Genomic DNA, 19905 nt, shown 5'->3' with positions numbered 1-19905 from the left:
GGGAAAGTGGCGTAAGCTTCCAGCTTCGGAGTGATAACCGGAAGGCAGCGGTCGATCAAGGTGCGTCCCCCGCCACTGCCGGTTCTGCCGCCCGCTCTGCTGTCTGTTCCGTCGTTCGGTCCGCCGTCTGTTCCGCTGTCAGCTTTTTTGGGGAGCTTCCGCCGGTGCGGAGGGGACAAGCTCGAGCGCCCTGAGGCGGATTTCCACTCGGGCGGCTTCCCGCCGCTTGGCGTGTTCGATCAGGCGTGCGATTTCCTTGGGCGACAGGTCGCCCGGTTGCAGCGGCGTCAGGTCGTCTTCGTCCAGGAATTCGTCGTCAGCAGCTTCCGCCGTGTCCCCGTCATTGTCGTCGTTGCTGCCGTCGTCGGCGTCACTGTCGGCGTCACCGTTGGCGGATTTCTTCGGCACCTTCAACGGCACCACCAGCTCTTCGTAGATGATGCCAAAAATCGGGTGTTCGGCGGGTTCGGCGAAGCCGATTTCGGTGACCGGGACGGAGTTGAGCAGGGCGATCGAGGCGGCGGCGACGTCGCCCACCTGGACTTCACCGCCGCGGACGCCCAGGTAGCGTTTTTGGAAAACGACGGTCGGGTCGTTGATGTACGCGGCCAGCAAGACCGCATGCTCACGCGTCCCCTGTCGCGAGATCGTTTGCATGCAGCGGCACAGCAAAATGGGATCCGGGTTTTGTTTCAGGGTTTCCACGGCGAGCGTCAGACCGATATCCATCTTCCACTGCAACGCCAGACGCAGCACCTGTTCGCGGATACTCATGTCGCTGCGAGACATCCACTTGGCGACCATTCGCGTGAAGGGTTCGCCGAAGACGGCATCCTTTCGAAAGTCGTTGGCGGGGTAAAGCTGTAACAGCGACGCGACGATCAGATCGTATTGGGGGCCGGCTTGAAAATTGGGATCCGTCATCGGCAACAGCAGCGCGATCAAGTCGACGCGCTGAGGGGTTTCGCGGGGGCCGACGCCGCGTTCGATCAGCCGGCGGCGCACCCGCGAGAGTCCCATCGAAAGTTGTTGGGGGGTGCCACCGAGCGCATCGACCAAGTAGGGGTGCTCGCGATACAGGTCGACGAACAGCTCGCGGATTCGCGGCGAATCGCCAAACCACTTTTCCAGCTCGGGCCAGTTCTCAAGCTCCGACGGTCCGCCTTGCAAGAACGAGCGGATTCGGGATTCCAGGTTCTGCTTGGCCAGCGAATCGATGATGCGGTCCAAGCGGTCGGATTGTTCGGTGTCGCTGCTTTGGCGGCGGACCGCTCGCAGGATCGGCAAGCAGGCCGGACCGAGGCGAAACAGTTGTTCGGAGGCGAGTTCGCGGACGGCGAATTGGTCGCTGCGCAGCCCATCGACGAGTCGGCGGGCCTGTTCGGCCACCTCGTCGGCGACCGGAGTGCCGGCGGGTGGCGTCTGGGCGGCTGGAGCCTGTGCGGCTGGCGTCTGGGCCGCCGGAGTCTGGGCGGTGGTGCGGATTTCCGGGGCAGCAACCGGTTCTTGGCCGATCGCAACGGTCTGCAGGCCAACGGTCCCCAGACCGCCGCCCCCCCAAAGGTGAGCCGCGGCGGCAAGCACGCACCACACCCGTGTTCGGTACGCCAGGGAGCCGTAGGCCGGGCTACGGTGGCGATTTGGCCAGGGCTGAGAAAATGAACCGATCATGCCGCTAAGTGGGTCCCAAGGAGGCGAGCTGCCGTCGCGTCAACACGTTTTCGCTTGTCGATTCTATCCCGTGCAGCTAGTCTGTGGGGAGTGACATTTCGGTCGAACTTCCGCCCGAATCGTAATTCATGGGATTTACGGCCACTTGCAGCCTTACTGCTAAAGAGCCATGCAAACAAAGCAAACCACCGGTGACGCCACGTCACCTTCGTCGATCACGCCTTCTGACCAAGGCAACGTTTCCCTACCGGCGAACGATCCCGCCGCGAATTCGAGGGTGGAGCGTGTTACCGGGAGCCCAGGGACGATGCCCACACGACGTGCCGGACTGTCCACGCAATGCGTCCACGCCGGGGAGGCTCGTCAGAAAGACTCCGGCAGCATTGCCACCCCGATCTACACCGCCGCGACGTTCACGTTTGAATCGACCGATGATCTGCTTCGGTTCGTCAACGGCGAAGACCAGCGGGAAGAATACGGGCGCTACGGAAATCCCAACGAGCGCAGCGTCGAAGCCAAGATCGCCGCATTGGAAAAGTGCGAGGAAGCGATCGTCTATGGCAGCGGCATGTCGGCGCTCGTCGGATTGCTGATGACCAAACTGTCCGCCGGCGACGAAATTGTTTTCTTCGACCAGTGTTATCACCGCAGTCGTGAGTTCTGTGCCAAGCACCTGTCGCGTTTCGGAGTGGTCACCCGCCAGGTGACGACCGGTGATTACGACGCGATGGAAGCGGCGATCAACCGCAACACCAAAATGCTGGTCAGCGAGTCGCCGACCAATCCACACCTGTCGGTCATCGATCTGGAAAAATTTGCTGCCGTCGGCAAAGCCAATGAAGTCGAGACGTTGATCGATGCGACGTTGGCGACACCTTACAACATGAATCCCACCGAGTACGGCGTCGATTACGTGCTGCACTCGGCAACGAAGTATCTGGGCGGACACAACGATCTGCTGGCCGGTGTGCTTTGCGGACGCAGCGAGCAACTGGAAGCCGTTCGCAGCATGCGCGGCATCTTGGGCAACATCAGCTCGCCCCACAATCTGTACCTGCTCGAACGCGGGTTGAAGACGTTTGAATTGCGGATGCAGCGTCAAAACGAAAACGGGCTCCGCATCGCCGAGTTCCTGGAGTCGCATCCCCGTGTCGAACGCGTCTATTACCCGGGGCTGAAAAGCCATCCGACGCACGCGATCGCCGCGGCGCAAATGCGTGGCTTTGGCGGATTGATCACGTTCACGATTCGCGACGCCGACTGGAAGCAAACGGCCAACATCGTCGATGCGGCTCGTATCCCGCGGATCGCCCCGAGTCTGGGCGGCGTGGAATCGCTGATCGAACAACCGTTGGTGATGAGCTACTTCCATTGCACGCCCGAAGACCGCGTGCGGTTCGGGATCGATGACAACATGATCCGCATGTCCTGCGGGATCGAAAACGGTGATGACTTGATCGCCGACTTGGAGCAGGCTCTGTCGGTATGAGCGATCAGGACGGACACAAGGTGTCGGCGGGCGAGAACTCTTTCCGCACCCGCGCGATTCACGTCGGCAATGAGATCGATCCGGCGACCGGTGCGGTCGTCCCGCCGATCCATTTGGCCAGCACGTTTCGCCAACCCGGCGCGGGCGAGTGGGGCCAGTTCGACTATTCGCGAAGCGGCAACCCGACGCGAAGCAATCTGCAAACCACACTGGCGTCGCTGGAGTCGGGCGTCGGTGCGTTGGCGTTTTCCAGTGGCATGGCCGCCATCCACTGCGTCACGATGCTGTTGGAAAACGGCGACCACGTCGTCTCCGGATGCGACCTGTACGGCGGTGCGTATCGATTGCTGCACAAGATCTGCAATCGCAGCGGGATTGATGTCACGTTGGTCGACATGACCGACCCCGCCGCCGTCGCCGCGGCGGTCAACGATCGGACGAAATTGATTTGGGCGGAAACGATCGGCAACCCGCGACTGACGATCCCCGATCTGTCGGCGTTGGCCGGCATCGCGAAAGAACGTGGTGTGATCATCGGTGTCGACAACACCTTCGGAACACCGGCGCTGGTGCGACCGCTGGAACACGGCATCGACATCGTCATGCACTCGGCGACCAAGTACCTGGGCGGTCACAGCGACTGTTTGGGCGGGACGCTGGCGGTGGCCGATCAAGAACTGTTGGACCGGCTCTACTACATCCAAAATGCGACCGGCGCGGTGCTGGATCCCTTGAGCTGTTTCCTGGTCAGCCGTGGACTGAAGACGTTGGATCTGCGGATCCGGGAACAGTCCAACACCGCGCTCGCCTTGGCACGCTGGCTGGAGCAACATCCGAAGGTTCGCATGGTGTTGTATCCGGGGCTGGAAAGTCATCCGCAACACGAGCTGGCGGCCAAGACACTGGTCGGCGGATTCGGAGCGATGGTGACGTTCGAGTTGGATGCGGGCATCAAGGAAACCGCGGCGGTGTGCGAGTCGACCAAGCTGTTTCACTTGGCGGTCAGCCTGGGGGCGGTCGAATCGTTGATCGAGCAACCGGCGACGATGTCCCACGCCAGTTATGACGCCGCCGATCGCGCCCGGTTCGGCATCACCGACGGATTGATCCGCTTGTCGGTGGGGTTGGAGTCGTTTGAAGACTTGCGCGATGATCTGGCCCGGGCGATCGACGCGGCATGAATCCGGCACGCGCCACTGGCTGATCGTCGTTTGCCATCAGCCGGTTCGCGCCAGCGCGAGCGGCGGCGCTAAATCTCGATTTAGCTTTATTGGGCGCGAGCCGTGACGCTAACAAGCGTCACTCCGTTTGGTGTCAAAGGAGAGCGGCAGCGAACCGAGTATCCCGGAGGGATGGCAGCGAGTAGCCGGAGGTCAGCGCAGCGCACCTCCGGGAAGCACGTCCCACAATCCCCTCGACCCCGGACGGGGTCGCAGTGAGTCAAGTTGCTGGCCGGGTCCGAGGGCGCTGGCGCGATTTGCTTCGACACCCTCCGGGGTCGCGTCTGGCGGGGGACCGGATATCCGGAGGTGTCGCTGCGCTCACCTCCGGCTACTGGCTTTGACCCCGCCGGGGTCACGCCGCGAAGCCAGACGGACCGGAGGGCTCGCGCCCCGCCGCTAACAATAGATGCACGGTTTGTTGTCCCAGGAGAGCGACAGCGGTTCCAGCATCCCGGAGGGATGCCAGCGTGTAGCCGGAGGTCAGCGCAGCGGCACCTCCGGAAAGCACGCCCTAAATTCCCTCGACCCCGTCGGGGTCGCAGCGAGTCAAGTTGCTGGCCGGGTCCGAGGGCGCCGACGTCATTTGCTTCGACACCCTTCGGGGTCGCGTCTGGCGGGGGACCGGATATCCGGAGGTGTCGCTTCGCTCACCTCCGGCTACTGGCTTGGACCCCGTCGGGGTCATGCCGCGCGCCCCATACCGCTAACACCTCATCAAACACAGGGGATAAATGCTACACAGCGTTGACTGCAGGGTTCGATGGGCCAGTAGGCCCCGCGCCAAACGGCTGATTAAATCGATAGCCCCGGTGAGCGACCGGCGCGTGCATGACAGCGGCTACTTCGTCAATTGCTCGTCAAAGAACTTCAGCATCCAATCGGTCAGCTTGGGGCTGAGGAACGCGAACAGGTGGCCGTTGCCCGGCAGCGTGTGTAACGATGATTCGACGTCGGCATCGACCAACGCCTGGTGGAAATTTTTGGCGTTGTTGATCGGGACGATCCAATCCGCTTCGCCGTGGATGATTTGAAACGGCGGGTCTTTGGGAGACGTAAAACAGATCGGCGACGCGGCGGTGTAAACGTTCGGCAGCTCGCGTCGCGATCCGCCCAGGAAGAACGCGAGCGACGTGTTGTCCGGTGGCAACTGGCGAAAGTCCGTCGGCGGGCCGCCGATGCAAACGGCACCGATCGACGGGAGCTTGTTCCAGCGTTCGTCTTGCTGCGGCCAGGACGTCGTCTGGCGGACCGATTGCCAGGGTTCATCGGCGAGGGTGGCGACCAGCGACACCAGGTGACCGCCGGCGGAATAGCCATACAGACCGACGCGCTCGGTGTCCCAGTGGTAGGTGGGTGCGTTCTCGGTGATCCAGACCAGAGCCGACCGTACGTCATCGACTTGATCGGGAAATTTTGAATTCGGGGCGTGCCGATAATTGATCGCCACGGCGGCAAAACCGTTGCCCGCCAAATCCCGGGCATGACGCTCCATCGTCCATTTGTCGCCGGTCGCCCAGCCGCCTCCGTGGACGACCAGCACCACCGGCCAGCGGCGATCGGGGGCCGCCCCGGACGCCTGCTGGGATGGCGTCTTGGGTTGCGGCAGATAGACGTCGCAGCGGCCCGCGCTGCCCAGATCGTCGTCGTCTGTGCCGCAAAAACGCAAATCAGCGACCTTTTTGACACCAAACGCGGTCGCTTTCGGGCGTTCCGGGGCCGAATCTGCCGCGACCGGAGGTGTCGGCCCGCCCGCCGGGTCTACGGCAATCGCCGCGATTTCGCTGCTGCAAATGCCCGCAAACACAGTGCAAGTACCCACCAAAACGCAAATGGGTCGCTTCTTGATCCGCTGTCGTCTCATCAATCGGTCCGCTCATTGGGCAATTGGCCATCATCCGTATAATAATGGACCGACCAGGCCCTCCACCATCCGACCCACTGAACACCCAAAGCCACACGATGCCCTTCAATGATTCGCTCTCCGGCGAAGACCTTTCCCTGGATTCCATCCCTGCCGCGGTCGAGGCAGTGCGACGAGGCGAGGTCGTGATCGTCGTCGATGCGGAGGATCGCGAAAATGAAGGCGACTTCATTTGTGCGGCCGAAAAAGCGACTCCTGAGACGATCAATTTCATGCTCGGCGGTCGCGGCCAATTGTGCGTTTCGATCCTGCCCGAAGTCGGCAAACGATTGGAGTTGACTCCCGTCGTCTCGGACAACAACGCGCCGCTGCGGACGGCCTTCGTCACCCCGATCGACATCGCGACCGCTCGCACCGGGATCACAGCCGCCGAACGCAGCGAGACGATTTTGCGGATCGCGTCACCGGATTGCAAGGTCGAGGATTTCGTCCGCCCCGGGCACGTGTATCCGCTGATCGCAAAAAAAGGAGGCGTGTTGCGTCGCGCCGGGCACACCGAAGCGGCGGTCGATTTGGCGCGGATGGCCGGTTTGCAGCCCGCCGGGGTGCTCTGCGAAATCCTGAACCAGTCCGGTGACCGCGCCACACGGGATGAATTGATCGCCATCGCCAAGGCGAACTCGCTCAAGATCATCAGCATCGAGCAACTGATCGCGCATCGCCGCGTGAGCGAAAAATTGGTCAACCGTGCCGCCCAGGCGACGTTGCCGACCAAGTACGGCGATTTTCAAATCATCGTCTATTCAGTCGACTTCGAAGATCAAGAGCCGATCGCGTTGACACTTGGTGAACTGTCGCAACAGGGCGAAGGTCAAAAGCCGCCGCTGGTTCGGATGCACAGCAGTTGCTTCACCGGCGATCTGATCGCGTCGCTGCGATGTGATTGTGGCGACCAGTTGGAAATGGCGCTGGAGATGATTGCCGCCGAAGGTCGCGGCGCGCTCGTTTATCTGCCCCAGGAAGGACGCGGCATCGGACTGGCACAGAAGATTCGCGCCTACGCACTGCAAGACCAGGGGATGGACACCGTCGAAGCCAACCACGCGCTGGGTTTCAAAGCCGACATGCGCGATTACGGAGTCGGGTTGCAGATCTTGAAGGATCTGGGCATCAGCGAAGTTCGCTTGCTGACCAACAACCCCAAGAAACAGCAAGCGTTTAACTTGCGCGGTTACGATTTGAAGCTGGTCGATCAAGTCCCGATCGTGACGCCGGTGAACAAGCACAACAAGAATTACCTGGAAACGAAACGAGAGAAGATGGGCCATCAATTGCCGGATTTGGGCTGAGATGCAAACGCTTCCTGAAAAACCGGCGTGGCTCCGTCGCGTTTCGATCCTCGGTGTCGGGCTGCTCGGCGGCAGCGTCGCAATGGCGTTGCGGCGGCGCGGGGTTCACGTCGTCGGTTACAGTCGACGCGAATCAAGTTGTCGCGCGGCGATCGAAGCCGGTGCGGTCGATGAGGGGTTCACGGAGATCGCAGCGGCGTGTCGTGGCAGCGACGTCGTCGTCGTCGCCTCCCCGGTCGACAAGATCGTTGAACTGGCCATCGCCGCCGATCAAGTGTTGGGTGACGACGCGTTGATCACCGACGTCGGCAGCACGAAGGCCCGTATCGTTGCGGAGATCGAGACGCAGTCACCGTCGCTGGCCCGGAAATTTGTGGCCGCCCATCCGATCGCGGGCTCGGAAAAGACCGGTGTCGAAAACGCCACTGCAACGTTGCTCGAAGGCAAGCTGGTGATCATGACGCCCGGTGACCACACGCCGGCGGCGGCGGTGGATCGGGCCGCCGCGTTTTGGTTGCAGACCGGCGGTGACATTCTTTCGATGTCGCCTGAGCAACATGACCAACGGTTGGCGGCGGTCAGTCATGTGCCGCATCTGGTTTCATCGCTGTTGGCCAGCCTGGTCGATGACGAATCCTTGCCGCTGGTCGGCAGCGGATGGAGAGACATGACGCGCGTGGCGGCCGGAGACCCGACGATGTGGACGGCCATCTGTGTGCACAATCGCGAAGCCATCTTGGGGCAGCTGGATCATTTTTCCGATGCGCTGGGGTCGCTCCGAGAAATGTTGGCCAGGGGCGACATGGCGGCGCTGAAGACTTGGCTGGACGATGCCAAGGCACGCAAGGAAGCGAGCGAGTGAGTTGCTAGCGGCAGGGCGCGAGCACCTGGAGTGATTTGTTAGCGGCAGGGCGCGAGCCCTCCGGTCTTTCACGCGGTCACCGCGCCGCTGACCCCTTCCCCTGTTTGGGCCCCTATTCGGAGATTTGATCTGGTGCGATGGTGTAGTGATGGAAGACGTGCGAAACGAAACGAACGAATTCACCGAACCCTATCCCCAGGTCGTCAATCAGACGACGGGTCTCTCGACGCAGACGCCGCCGGTTGAGCCTGCCCGAGCGGGCGACCGGCACTCGGGCTCCACAGAGGGTCAGGGGCGACAAAGCAATGGCGAGGCCGGTGACGACAACGGCTCGCCCTGGTTGCCGCTGCGCAACCCGATCTATCGCTCGTTCTGGATCGCGTCGTTCGTTTCCAACGTCGGCACGTGGATGCATGAAATCGGTGCGGGTTGGTTGATGACTGACTTGGACGCCTCGCCGCAAATGGTTTCCGCCGTGCGAACGGCGATGGCGACGCCGATCGTCTTGCTGGCGATCCCCGCCGGCGTGCTGGCCGATCGGGTCGATCGACGCCGATTGCTGTTGTCCACCCAAGTGCTGATGCTGTTGACCGCAGCGAGTCTGGCGGCGCTGACCGCAGCCGGCGTGATGACCAGCTGGCTGTTGCTGGGGCTGACCTTCTTAATCGGGTTGGGGCTGACGTTGCACGTCCCCACGTGGCAGGCGTCGATTCCCGAGTTGGTGCCACGTCCCCAGTTGTCGCGGGCGATCGCGTTGGGCAGTATTAATTTTAATTTGGCGCGGTCTGCCGGTCCGGCGATCGCGGGCGCGTTGGTGGCAATCGCGGGATCGTGGATCGCGTTCTCCTTCAATGCGATCTCGTTTGCCGGCGTGATCGTGGTGTTGTTGATGTGGCGTCGCCAGGGACGCGAATCGTCGCGCGGATTGTCGTATCGAAAATCGTTGTACCAGGGGCTGCGCTACGTTTATCGCAATCACCAGATGCGACACGTCTTGGTGCGTCTGGGGTTGTTTGTCGTGCCGGCCAGCGCGCTGTGGGGGCTGTTGCCATTGGTGGCCCGTCAGCGATTGGATTGGGGCGCCGACGGATTCGGCGTGTTGGTCACCTGCGTCGGCGGCGGGGCGTTACTCGCGGCGCGTTTCTTGCCGATGTTGCAGCGGCGTTTCGGCGGCGACGCGACCATCGCTTTGGCCATGCTGGTGTTTGCCGGCGGACTGGCCGTCATGGGGTCTTCGACGCAGCGCTGGGTCGTGGTGGTGGCGACGCTGGTGATGGGCTGCGGCTGGATGGTCACGCTGACGACGCTGAACACGGCCGCACAAACGACGTTGCCCAGTCGCATGCGGGCGCGGGGAATGAGCTGTTACTTGACCGCCCTGGCACTCTCGATGTCCACCGGGTCGTTTTTGTGGGGCAGCATCGCCGAGTCGATCGGCGTCGCTGGGACGCACGAAGGAGTCGCTGCCGGGGTTGGCACAGGTGTGGGGACGGCACAAAAAATCGCGGCGGCAACCCTGTTGGTCACCGCCGCGATCGGCATGCTGTTTCGTGTCGTCGGTCCTACGCGAACATATAGCCCTCTTCACCGTGATCGGTGATGTCCAGCCCGCGTTGCTCGCTCTCGGCCGGAACGCGAAGCCCGATGACGATGTCGATCAGCTTGAGCAAGATCAGACTTCCGATCCCTGCGAAGGCGAACGTGATCAGGACCGCAACAATTTGCCCGATTAGCAGCGAGGGGTTGCCGGATTCGAGCAGCCCGATCTTGGTGCCATTTCCGCTGACGTCCCAGCACGCGCGACTGGCGAACACGCCCGTCAAGACGGCGCCGACAGTTCCGCCGACGCCGTGGACGCCAAACGCATCCAGTGCATCGTCGTACTTCAGCGTGTGCTTCAGCTTGCTGCACGCCAGATAGCAGAGAATCCCTGCGACCAGGCCCATGACCAGTGCCGGCATGGGTTGGACGAATCCCGCGGCCGGTGTGATGCACACCAGCCCCGCAACGGCACCACTGCTCGCGCCCAGGACCGTGGGCTTGCCCAGCACGATCCACTCGGTCATGGCCCAGGCGAACGCGCCGGCGGCGGCGGAAAAGTGTGTGACCGCGAACGCGCTGCTGGTGAGGCCGTCGCTCAGTAATTCGCTGCCGGCATTGAATCCGAACCAGCCGACCCACAGCATCGCCGCACCGAGCGCGGTGTAGGTCAGGTTGTGTGGCTGGAAGGGTTCATTGGGGAATCCCATGCGAGGTCCGATCAGGATCGCGGCGACCAGCGCCGACACACCGCTGGAGATATGAACGACGGTGCCGCCGGCAAAGTCGAGCGCGCCGCCCATGATGCTGCCTTCGCTGTAGGCCAGCGGTCCGCCGTCCCAGACCCAATGGCAAAGGGGGCAATAGATCAGCGTGCCCCACAGGATCGAGTAGATCACCATCGCGCCGAATTTGATCCGCTCGGCGAACGCGCCGCAGATCAGGGCGGGGGTGATGATGAAGAACATGCCTTGGAACAACATGTGGGTCAGCCGCGGAATGCTGCCTTCCATCGGTGTGACCGGCTTGCCGAGCGTTTCGCTCCATTCGCGTTGCACCCCGTTCATGAACAGGTAGTCGGTGTTGCCGATCCAGCCGCCGGATCCGCCGAAGGCGAGCGAGTAGCCATAGATCGCCCAGATCACCGTCATCAGTCCCATCAGGAAGATGCACTGCATCATCACGCTCAACACGTTCTTGCGTCGCACCAAGCCGCCATAAAACATGGCCAGCCCCGGCGCGGTCATGAACAGAACCAATGCGCAGCAGATCAGCATCCACGCGTTGTGGGCCGCCAGCGGCCCGTCTCCGATTTGTTCATCGGTCATGCCCGCCGGCGACGTGGTTGTCTCGGTCGCCTCCTGGGCCAGCGCGGCACCCATCGGGCCCAGCAGGAAAAGCGATCCCAGGATCGAGATCGCAAAACAAAGTCTCCACCTACTCACAGCTATCACCTCGTTGAGAAAAGGACTTGTCGGGTGACTGAAACGCAAGGCAGCAGCGGTCGTCGGATCGGTGGGTTCGGCCGCCTTTCTCGTGCCGCCGAAAGACCGAGCGGCCGGCGTTGGGATGCACCGACGGGGAATGCTCGAGGAGGTCGTTGACGGTCGAGAACCGAATCATCAATCCGCGACGGGAGGGGACATTGCTTCGCTCCGTGACAGTCGCGCAGCGGTTAGAATACGTCGAACTGCGAAACGCCGCTATCGGAGTGTGGGCGGGGCGGAAAAGGGGGGCAGTAACAAGAGGTTCCGCAACCGTTGGTGTTAGCCTTTCGGCGATTCCCAGTCGCGGCGACACTGGGCGGCTAAAGCCTGCACACCAACGCGCTTGCCCATTCCATCGGGTTGACGCACCCTGAGTTGTTTGCGACGAGATTGGCAACCGGCAAAAAGAAAACGCAGGTGGGAATGAACACCTGCGTTTCCAAAAATAACTGTTAAACTGGCGAGCAATCGCAAGCCAAATACGCCAGATTGAGAAACCGCGGCACGAATCCGTGCCATCGTCGCGGTGATAATTCGCTCGCAACCTGGAGATTCGGAGCATATGCGTCGCGGTAGGGGGTTGCAAGCCCTGATTTCATGAACTTAGAAAGTGAACCAAAATTTAATCCTCCCGCACTCCTTCGGCTGGGGGAATCGATCGCCGTCTTGCCGGTGATTCATGGCAGCGGCCAATTCGCGCTGACGGTGCGTCGCTGGATGCTGGAACAGGATTTTGATTGCGTTGCGGTTCCGCTGCCGGAGTCGTTTCGTGAGAGCACCGAGGCGGCGATCCTGGAGTTGCCGCGGCCGTCGATCGTGATTCAAAAACCCGGCGCCGGCTTCACCCGTCCTGATCTCGAGTCTGGATTTGCTCCCTACGACCCCGAGGCGGGTGAGAGTTGCGACAGCGGGGACGCCGATTCCGATCCCGCCAGCTACGTTCCGATCGATCCCTGCCAGCCGGTCATCATGGCCATTCGGGCCGCGATGGGAGAGCACATTCCTCGGGCCTATGTGGATCTGGAGACGGACCCGTTTCTGCCGTTTTCTTCGGTGATGCCCGATCCGTTTGCCGTCCGCCAAGTCGCCGCGGAGCGATTCGCCGCCGCCGTGCTGCCGAGTCTGCCGCGGCCGCCGGATCGCCAGACGCGGTCGCGGATCGTACACATGGCTTACCGGTTGGCCGAGCTGGAAAAACGCTATGACCGAATCTTGTTCGTGACAAGCATTTTGAATTGGCCGTGGATTCGCGAAGCCTACACCGAGTCCTTTTCCGCCCCGGCGGCCAACAAGAGCGAATCGTCCGACCAGTTCGATTTTCCGCAACACGATGCCGTCCAGGAACCTCGCTGCTACGCCATCGATTCGCGGACCTTGATGTTTCTGTTCGGCGAACTGCCCTACATCACCGGGCTGTATGAACGCGCCCGCAGCGAGCTGGAGGAAGACGAGGATCTGCAAATCGATGGCGTGAAAGAACTCTTGATTGCGGCGCGGGTCAGCTACCGAGCGGAATTAAAGCAATTCGCGCGACGCATCACCCCACTGCATCTTTCCAAGTGCCTGAAGTACATCCGCAACCTTTCGTTGATGTCGCGGCGGATGACGCCCGATCTGATCACGATCGTGACCGCGGCACAACAGATCATGGGCGATCAGTACGCGCTGCACGTCGCGCAATTGGCCAACCAGTATTCCTATGCCAATGTGTCCGAAGACGACTCGACCGATAGCGAGTTGGACGAGGTCAAGTTGGGGATCGATCAGGCCCGTCTGCCCGATGGCGATTTGATCTCGATGGTCAATCGTTTGCCGGGGCCGCCGATCTGTTGGCGGACATTGCAACTGAAACGTAAACCGTCGTCCCCGGAAAAGAGCCGCTGGAAGTACCAATGGAATCCGTTTACGCAGTGCAGTTATCCACCCGAAGACGAGCGGATTGAAAATTTTCGAACCCGTGTGTTTGATCGAGCCAAGGCGATCATCGGCAACGATTTGGCACGCACGGAAAAGTTCACCACCAGCGTCAAAGACGGGATCGATATCCGCGACACGCTGCGGCACTGGTACGACCGCCAAATCTACGTCAAAGTCATCCCGCCCAGCCGCGGGACGCTCGATGCCTGTGTCATGTTGTTCGATTCACCCTCGGATCCCCGCGATTACCCGTGGCGGACGACGTGGTTCGCCGAACACAAGGATGAATCCACGTTGGCGTTTTATGCCACCAGCTTTGCCGATGAAATGGTTGGCCCCGGCATCGGGCTCAGCCGCTACGGCGGGGCGATGTTCCTGTACCCGCCGGTGATGATTCCCGACATCTGGGGCGATCGGCGACTTGATTTCGCGGGCACGCTGGAAGAGCGCTTGATCACCGCGGCTTGCATGCACGCCGGCGGCCGGCAAGTCGCCTTGCTCAGCGCCCTGCCGCCGGGTGCCGGATGGCGAAAGCTCGCGCGACACTACAAGAAAACGCTCGTCCACGTCCCGCTCAGTTCCTTCAGCGACGAACAAGTCCAGCAGTTGCGGATGGTTCATGTCCTCAACGGTCGTGAAGTCCGGTCGTATGCGGAAGAGTTTATTCGCCGGGTTTGAGCGGTCGCCTCCCCCTGCGTTGCAGATCGTGCCGTTTGAAGTCACCCTCCCGTGTGCGGGAGGGGCGAGCGCAGCGAGGGGCATAGGCATCAGGTTAGGAAGTAACCCTCCCGTGTGCGGGAGGGTTTCCGTTGCCTCGCGTTCACCGATGCGAACAACGACGCCGAAGCACCCTCCCAAAAGGCATTGGTATCTACACAAGTCGCTTTTTGCCTAAAGGGCATGCATATCCCTAGCCTGGGGCAAGCAAACCGAGCATTTGCGAGGGTTGCGCCGCCCCAGGAACCGCATCGCAATGAGGTTGAATTTGGCCAACGGCCATGCACAACCTTCGCGTTTGACGAGGCATTTGTGCATGGCCGTTGGCCAATCGTTCTCGTTCTCGCTTGAGGCCCTTGGGCGATGCCCAAGGCTATGGATGTAAACGGCCGTTGGCCGAAACCATCCGCTCAGAACAGATCTGACATGCAAACGATGTGTCGATACCAATGCCCCTCAACGGAAGTTGACTCCACTTCAATAACGAACCTGTTCTTCCAGCAACGTTCTGCAGGCGATCATGGCATCACGCCAGTTCCCTTGTCGCGCTTCCTGGACGACGTCCTGGAGCGCTTCGCGTTGATGATCGCCTTGCGATGGGGCGCCGGCCATCTCGTTCAGCCGGCTTTCGATCTGCTGCAACGCCTCGGTGTCGCGCTGGTTGCAAACGCGGTACAACGCGATCGTCAGATCGTAGCCGTCGTGATCCAGTTGGACCGGCGAGCGGCTGAAGTACCACAGCGACGCCGCGCAGGCGATCACGGCGAGCGCCAGGCCCACGTTGCGAGATCGTGTTGACGTTTGGTTGCGATTGGATGGTTTCACAGTTGATCCCATTCGATGACTTCGTGTTCACGCATGCTCGAGAGTTCTGCCCAGATGAACAGATCGATGAAGTTGGTGACGAACTGGACCGATCCATCTCCCATCGCGACATAGCCGCCGCCGGGGTGTTGCGAGAACATTTGGCCGACGTGGTAGGTCGGAAAATTGATCGGGTGAATGATCGGGTTGCCGGTGATGTCCAACTCGCCGCCGGACGGACCGGCGTGAACCAACGTCAGCGTGGCCGCCGCGTCGGGGCCGTTTTCCGGCGACGTGAACTGGGGATGGGTGAACGCGCCTGGGACGACGCCGACCCAGGTTTTCTCGCTCAGTGCCGAGCTGTGCTCGCCAAAGAAAATCGTGCTGCTGAGCCCGTCCAACACGTCTCGGAATTTTGTCCTGGAGTTGCGAAAGAACGGCCCGTCGGCGACTTGCCCGGCATCCCCGTTGATCGCGATGATTTTCGTCTGGCCGGTGTAGATGTTGGTGAACACTTCGCCGGTCGCCGCGGAGCCGCATTCGCCCCAGCAACTCTCCTGGCCGTGGCTGGCGACGTAGTGACTGCGGCCCAGCACGATTTCGCGGCCATGGACTCGCAGCGGATCGCCGGCCTCATTGAGGACCACAAAGGGGTCGTCGCCACCGGTCGTACTGGGGCACAGGAACATCGGGATCGTCGTCGAAATCCCATCCACGTTGCCGCTCGACCAGATCGGTTGCTCCATCCGCAGGCTTTCAAACACCGAGTTGCCTTCGGCAAACGGCAGCAGCGCCGCCGCCCAGCCCCAACCCGGCCCGGCGTCCCATGTCAGCGGGTCCATGTTGACCACGGTCGGGGCGGAACCGTCGGTCGTGGGATGCGAAACGTAGCCGGGCGGGAACTGTCGAAAGGCCGCATGGTAATTCTGGGCCGCCAGTCCCACTTGCCGCAGGTTGTTGCTGCAGGACATCCGACGGGCGGCTTCACGCGAGGCCTGAACGGCCGGCAGCAAAAGCCCCACCATGACTCCGATGATCGAGATCGCGACCAGCAGTTCGATCAACGTGAACCCGCGCGGCCGCTCGGACCGGGCCCGACCCGGCGGGCCGCCCCGCGGATCTGCCTGGAGTGATGAAGTATTCAAGGTTGAATTCCTGTCGTGCGTGCGAGGAAAGGAGTTAGTCGGGGCTAAGTTTTAGTGCCGGGTGAAGCGCAGTTCCGCGAAGTTAAACGTGGTTTCTTCAGGTCGGGCCCGTAGGCTCGCGCCAAACGGCTGATCATCGTTTGATGATCCGTCGGTTCGCGCCAGCGCGAGCGGCACCTCCACTTGTCTTCACTTTGCGGTATGGGGCTCGAGTGTTGCCGAAACACGCGGTTCCAGGCGAGGCTCCATCAGCAGAAAGCCGCTCCGCCCAAAGTTAGCCAGGGCTAACTCCGGGTGTGCGGCCAGAATAGAGTCTCTGGCGATTGGACGCAAGCCCTAAGGAAAGCGGTTCGATGGAAAACGAATTTCCGGTTAAACTGTGTCGGCTGCCAAAACAGCACGACGAAACAGCTCAGTGGATGAGCATCAGCCTTTCCTTGCCGCGGTATGGTCGCGAAATTGCCCATTAAGATTCATCAACGGACCCGTTCGGACCATGCCAGCGAAGTGGCGGAGGACTACGTGGAGGCGATTGCTGATGCGATCGAGCAACGCGGTGTCTGCCGAGCTGTCGATTTGGTCAAACACTTTGCGGTCACGCACGCGACGGTCAACAATACGATCAAGCGTCTCGAACGCGACGGCTTGGTGACGACGGCGCCGTACCAACCGGTGGAATTGACGTCGGCGGGCAGGCGGCTTGCCTCCCAATCACGTCGGCGGCACGAGGTCGTCGAGGCGTTTTTGAAAAAGCTGGGCGTCAGTGACCAGACGGCGGCGGTCGACAGCGAAGGCATCGAGCATCACGTCAGCAAGGAAACACTGGCGGCGATGAAGCGAGTGTTGGACAGCGGGTGGCCGCAGTGACCGGTGACCCCGTGACAGCGTACTGGTCCCAAAAATGGTCCGCGTGTTAGCGGCAGGGCGCAAGCCCAATGCCACCTACTTAGGCACTGAATGAGTTAGCGGAACGGCGCGAGCCGTCCGGTTTGACCCTGAAAGACCGGAGGGCTCGCGCCCTGCCGCTAACAAAAAACACCCCGGTTGTTAGTCAAGTAGGGGGTACTGAATGAGCTAGCGGAACGGCGCGAGCCGTCCGGTGCCAGCTTGAAAACACCCTGAAAGACCGGAGGGCTCGCGGCCTACCGCAAAAAAATACTTCACAGCGTTGTCTGAAAGGGTTGCCTGTGAGTAAGGGTATGTACCGAAGTTAGCCTCTCATCGGATTGGCAATCACGCCCACACCGTTGCAATCAAACCCGAAACTCATCCAGGAACAATCATGACATTCAGAGCACTCGTTGTCGACAAAACCGGCGAGTCCGAAGTCTCCGCCGCGGTGCAAACGTTGACCGAGGATCAATTGCCTGCCGGCAACGTCACGGTGGCGGTGGAGTACACCACCGTCAACTACAAGGACGGACTGTGCATGCGCGCCGGCGGCGGTCTGGTTCGCAACTATCCCCACGTGCCGGGCATCGACTTTGCCGGAACGGTTGAATCGTCGGCGGATCCACGGTACCAGCCCGGTGACAAAGTGGTGCTGACCGGTTGGCGTGTCGGCGAGACGCATTGGGGCGGCTATTCCCAAAAGGCTCGCGTCGATGCGGATTGGTTGGTGCCGTTGCCCGACGGCTTGACGACACGGCAGGCGATGGCGATCGGGACGGCCGGTTTCGCCGCGATCCTGGCGATTGTCGCGTTGGAAGATCACGGATTGAAACCGGACCAAGGCGAAGTGTTGGTCACCGGAGCGGCGGGGGGCGTCGGTTCGATCGCCACGGCGATCCTGGCCAACACCGGCTATCAAGTCGCCGCCGTGACGGGCCGGCCGCAGGCCGCTGAGTACTTGAAGTCGCTCGGTGCCAGCCGGATCGTCGCTCGTGAAGAGATCGACACCGTGTCGAGAAAGCCGCTCGAATCAGAAACGTGGGCGGGCTGTGTCGATGCCGTCGGCGGCGAAATGCTGGCACGAGTGATCGGCCAATTAAAATATGGCGCGTCGGTCGCCGCGGTCGGGCTCGCCGGTGGAGCCGCGTTGCCGACCAGTGTGATCCCGTTTCTGCTTCGCGGTGTCAACTTGCTGGGGATCGATAGCGTGATGCAACCCTATCAACAACGCGTCCGAGCCTGGCAACGCATCGCCAGTGATCTGCCGCTGGACAAGCTCGATGCGATGATCCAGCAGGCAAACCTGGCCGTCGTGCCGTCACTGGGCGAACAGATCCTGGCCGGTCAAGTCAAAGGCCGGATCGTCGTCGATGTAAATGCCTGAAGGCTGGACACCAGCGCGGCCGACAAGGCTAGGGTAGGCGTCGTTTGCTCGGATTGGGGCCCGTAGGCTCGCGCCAAACGGCTGATATTCGTTTGATATCAGCCGGTTCGCGCCAGCGTCCGGGCTTCTCGATTGATCTCAGCGCCGTGGTCTTGGCCTGAAGGCCAGTGGGGATGCGCCTGAAGGCTGGACACCAGCGTGAGTGCATTAGGGGAGCCAGTAGCGTTCTCGGCCGTAGTAATCGTACAGGTGCTCTTCGTAGCCGCGGTTGATCGGTGTCAGCGGATCGTACTCGGGCGAGTTCTTGATTTCCTCACGGGTCATGTTGATTGACACGGTGGTTTCCGACCACGAGATGGATTCGACCCATTGCGGTGAGATCAAAACCTTGCGCGCCGGCAACCAGTTCTTTGTGTCCACGACGACATACCGAACCGCCCACGTTTCATCGTCGATGATCAGGTCCTCGACGTGGCCGAGGTCGCCGTCGGTCGCTTCGATCGAATAGTTTCGGATCTCTTTGGCGCTGCGAAGATTCGGCAGTGCTTCTTCCACCACCTGCTGCTCTTCGTTGGGAACGTGCGCGGACATCGGCATGCCGGACGGGCCGCCGAGGGCAAGCGAAACTCCGGCCGGTCCCCAATAAGCTGGCACGTCGTAATACTTGAACAGCTCCGCTTCCATTTGCCTGGACACCGGCTTTTTCGAGTCGACGTGGGGGCTGTCTTGGACCTGTTTCTTGGTCAGCTTGATCGCGATCGATCGCTGTTGCCAATCACGCTGTCCTAGAATGCTGGGTGGCAACAAGACGCGGCGTTCGGAAAGCCACTTTCCCGTGTCGACCACCAAGTGCCGGGTCAGCCAGTCGTCGGTATCGATTAGCAGGTCCAAGATCGTTCCGACCTTGTCGTCAACACCGGCGAGTGTGGTTCCACGAACTGAATCAAAAGCGATCAACATGACGGGTCTCCTGTCAAACAGTCTCACAAAAAAGGCTCGGCGACGCTTCGAATGGGCCGTTCAAGCCGTGTTCGATCAATGACGCAAGTCGTGTTCCCAGTCGGGTCGAGATCCGGCAAGCAAGCGGCAATCGTCGACCGGTCCCTCGCTTACGCGTCGGGCTGATGTGATCGCGGCGAATTCCGACGGTCGACTCAGTCGACAGGACGCGACGGTGGCATGCAGGAACAGGCACCACTCTGGTTGTTGCCCCATCACTCCGGTGGCATTTTCATCGGCCGCTTCAACGAAGGGGAACGGATTTTCGTCGTTCGGGCATTCGGCATATGAAGTGCTCCATCGCGTTCGTGATTGACCTTCGCAGCCGCCATCTGACCGGCGAACGTCACCCATCGTTGACCGTAGCACCGAGGAACACAGATGCCCATCAAAGAAGAACCGCCAAAGACCGGTGACATGTACCGTTGCCAAACCTGTGATCTGGAAATCCATATCACTCAACCCTGTAGTTGTGACTCGCCGACGGTCGAGTTCACCTGCTGTGGCCAGCCGCTCAAAAAAGTAACAGCGCTGCCGGCCGGGGGGCCCTCCTGATCGCACCGTGTC

Annotated in this window: 16 protein-coding genes; 8 read left to right on the top strand and 8 right to left on the bottom strand. The window is 61.3% G+C overall.

Annotation, left to right across the window (positions count from 1 at the left end; translation table 11 throughout):
• Nucleotides 1–138: 138 nt before the first annotated feature.
• The gene (locus TBK1r_RS39365; protein ID WP_419580731.1) at nt 139–1671 is read right to left on the bottom strand and encodes a hypothetical protein; all 1533 of its coding nucleotides are present in this window, start codon (nt 1669–1671) and stop codon (nt 139–141) included.
• Between the two features lie 307 nt (nt 1672–1978).
• Here TBK1r_RS39365 and TBK1r_RS36085 point away from each other — a divergent pair, with 307 nt between their 5' ends.
• Nucleotides 1979–3160, top strand: a complete 1182-nt coding sequence (locus TBK1r_RS36085; protein WP_145220891.1) for a trans-sulfuration enzyme family protein — start codon at nt 1979–1981, stop codon at nt 3158–3160.
• Entirely contained in the window at nt 3157–4341 is a 1185-nt protein-coding gene (locus TBK1r_RS36080; protein ID WP_145220887.1) for a trans-sulfuration enzyme family protein, read from the top strand. The genes TBK1r_RS36085 and TBK1r_RS36080 overlap by 4 nt, the downstream gene beginning before the upstream one ends.
• An 880-nt stretch (nt 4342–5221) precedes the next feature.
• Here the strand turns inward: TBK1r_RS36080 and TBK1r_RS36075 are convergent.
• Complete coding sequence (locus TBK1r_RS36075; RefSeq protein ID WP_419580730.1) at nt 5222–6202, bottom strand: alpha/beta hydrolase fold domain-containing protein; 981 nt, start codon at nt 6200–6202, stop codon at nt 5222–5224.
• A gap of 140 nt (nt 6203–6342) precedes the next feature.
• Between TBK1r_RS36075 and ribA the strand changes: the two genes are divergently transcribed.
• The 3 genes from ribA (at nt 6343) to TBK1r_RS36060 (ending at nt 10055) form a co-directional block, all read left to right on the top strand.
• Nucleotides 6343–7593 (top strand): GTP cyclohydrolase II, encoded by a 1251-nt coding sequence (gene ribA, locus TBK1r_RS36070; protein WP_145220881.1) that lies wholly within the window; start codon nt 6343–6345, stop codon nt 7591–7593.
• 1 nt (nt 7594) lies between these two features.
• Entirely contained in the window at nt 7595–8455 is an 861-nt protein-coding gene (locus tag TBK1r_RS36065; RefSeq protein WP_145220878.1) for a prephenate dehydrogenase, read from the top strand.
• A 148-nt stretch (nt 8456–8603) separates the two neighbouring features.
• On the top strand, nt 8604–10055 hold the full coding sequence (locus tag TBK1r_RS36060) for an MFS transporter (RefSeq protein WP_145220876.1): 1452 nt from the start codon (nt 8604–8606) through the stop codon (nt 10053–10055).
• Here TBK1r_RS36060 and TBK1r_RS36055 read toward each other — a convergent pair.
• Both TBK1r_RS36055 and TBK1r_RS36050 read right to left on the bottom strand, forming a co-directional pair.
• Nucleotides 10018–11376: an ammonium transporter gene (locus TBK1r_RS36055; RefSeq protein WP_145223343.1), complete on the bottom strand. Its 1359-nt coding sequence runs from the start codon at nt 11374–11376 to the stop codon at nt 10018–10020. The genes TBK1r_RS36060 and TBK1r_RS36055 overlap by 38 nt on opposite strands.
• Before the next feature lie 384 nt (nt 11377–11760).
• A complete protein-coding gene (locus TBK1r_RS36050; protein WP_145220874.1) occupies nt 11761–12000 on the bottom strand; it encodes a hypothetical protein in 240 nt (79 codons plus the stop codon).
• A gap of 78 nt (nt 12001–12078) precedes the next feature.
• Here TBK1r_RS36050 and TBK1r_RS36045 point away from each other — a divergent pair, with 78 nt between their 5' ends.
• Nucleotides 12079–14076, top strand: coding sequence for a hypothetical protein (locus TBK1r_RS36045; RefSeq protein ID WP_145220872.1), 1998 nt, complete (start codon nt 12079–12081; stop codon nt 14074–14076).
• A gap of 516 nt (nt 14077–14592) precedes the next feature.
• Here TBK1r_RS36045 and TBK1r_RS36040 read toward each other — a convergent pair.
• Together TBK1r_RS36040 and TBK1r_RS36035 are read right to left on the bottom strand one after the other, a co-directional pair.
• Nucleotides 14593–14940 (bottom strand): hypothetical protein, encoded by a 348-nt coding sequence (locus TBK1r_RS36040; protein ID WP_145220870.1) that lies wholly within the window; start codon nt 14938–14940, stop codon nt 14593–14595.
• The gene (locus tag TBK1r_RS36035; RefSeq protein ID WP_473772530.1) at nt 14937–15983 is read right to left on the bottom strand and encodes a DUF1559 domain-containing protein; all 1047 of its coding nucleotides are present in this window, start codon (nt 15981–15983) and stop codon (nt 14937–14939) included. Before TBK1r_RS36035 ends, TBK1r_RS36040 begins: the two co-directional genes overlap by 4 nt.
• A 540-nt stretch (nt 15984–16523) precedes the next feature.
• On the opposite strand from TBK1r_RS36035, the gene mntR reads away from it, so the two are divergent.
• The gene (gene mntR, locus TBK1r_RS36030) at nt 16524–16931 is read left to right on the top strand and encodes a manganese-binding transcriptional regulator MntR (protein WP_145220866.1); all 408 of its coding nucleotides are present in this window, start codon (nt 16524–16526) and stop codon (nt 16929–16931) included.
• A gap of 415 nt (nt 16932–17346) precedes the next feature.
• The gene (locus tag TBK1r_RS36025) at nt 17347–18339 is read left to right on the top strand and encodes an MDR family oxidoreductase (protein ID WP_145220864.1); all 993 of its coding nucleotides are present in this window, start codon (nt 17347–17349) and stop codon (nt 18337–18339) included.
• 207 nt (nt 18340–18546) lie between these two features.
• Here the strand turns inward: TBK1r_RS36025 and TBK1r_RS36020 are convergent, their stop codons facing one another.
• Both TBK1r_RS36020 and TBK1r_RS39360 read right to left on the bottom strand, forming a co-directional pair.
• On the bottom strand, nt 18547–19299 hold the full coding sequence (locus tag TBK1r_RS36020) for a PRC-barrel domain-containing protein (RefSeq protein WP_145220863.1): 753 nt from the start codon (nt 19297–19299) through the stop codon (nt 18547–18549).
• A 75-nt stretch (nt 19300–19374) separates the two neighbouring features.
• Complete coding sequence (locus tag TBK1r_RS39360) at nt 19375–19791, bottom strand: hypothetical protein (RefSeq protein ID WP_419580729.1); 417 nt, start codon at nt 19789–19791, stop codon at nt 19375–19377.
• Between the last annotated feature and the right edge of the window lie 114 nt (nt 19792–19905).

It is taken from the genome of Stieleria magnilauensis, from assembly GCA_007753675.1.
GTDB classification, from domain to species: domain Bacteria; phylum Planctomycetota; class Planctomycetia; order Pirellulales; family Pirellulaceae; genus Stieleria; species Stieleria magnilauensis.
The sequence above is the reverse complement of the archived record's forward strand: the minus strand, read 5'-3'. Positions and strand labels throughout refer to the sequence as shown.

Bases quoted from the DNA above. Each gene is read 5' to 3' on its own strand.
- TBK1r_RS39365 (WP_419580731.1), bottom strand. From the start codon at position 1,671: ATGATCGGTTCATTTTCTCAGCCCTGGCCAAATCGCCACCGTAGCCCG.
- TBK1r_RS36050 (WP_145220874.1), bottom strand. From the start codon at position 12,000: ATGGCACGGATTCGTGCCGCGGTTTCTCAATCTGGCGTATTTGGCTTG.
- TBK1r_RS39360 (WP_419580729.1), bottom strand. From the start codon at position 19,791: ATGGATTTCCAGATCACAGGTTTGGCAACGGTACATGTCACCGGTCTT.
- TBK1r_RS36080 (WP_145220887.1), top strand. From the start codon at position 3,157: ATGAGCGATCAGGACGGACACAAGGTGTCGGCGGGCGAGAACTCTTTC.
- TBK1r_RS36060 (WP_145220876.1), top strand. From the start codon at position 8,604: ATGGAAGACGTGCGAAACGAAACGAACGAATTCACCGAACCCTATCCC.
- TBK1r_RS36025 (WP_145220864.1), top strand. From the start codon at position 17,347: ATGACATTCAGAGCACTCGTTGTCGACAAAACCGGCGAGTCCGAAGTC.
- TBK1r_RS36085 (WP_145220891.1), top strand. From the start codon at position 1,979: ATGCCCACACGACGTGCCGGACTGTCCACGCAATGCGTCCACGCCGGG.
- ribA (WP_145220881.1), top strand. From the start codon at position 6,343: ATGCCCTTCAATGATTCGCTCTCCGGCGAAGACCTTTCCCTGGATTCC.
- TBK1r_RS36045 (WP_145220872.1), top strand. From the start codon at position 12,079: ATGAACTTAGAAAGTGAACCAAAATTTAATCCTCCCGCACTCCTTCGG.
- TBK1r_RS36020 (WP_145220863.1), bottom strand. From the start codon at position 19,299: ATGTTGATCGCTTTTGATTCAGTTCGTGGAACCACACTCGCCGGTGTT.
- TBK1r_RS36065 (WP_145220878.1), top strand. From the start codon at position 7,595: ATGCAAACGCTTCCTGAAAAACCGGCGTGGCTCCGTCGCGTTTCGATC.
- TBK1r_RS36055 (WP_145223343.1), bottom strand. From the start codon at position 11,376: ATGGGTGCCGCGCTGGCCCAGGAGGCGACCGAGACAACCACGTCGCCG.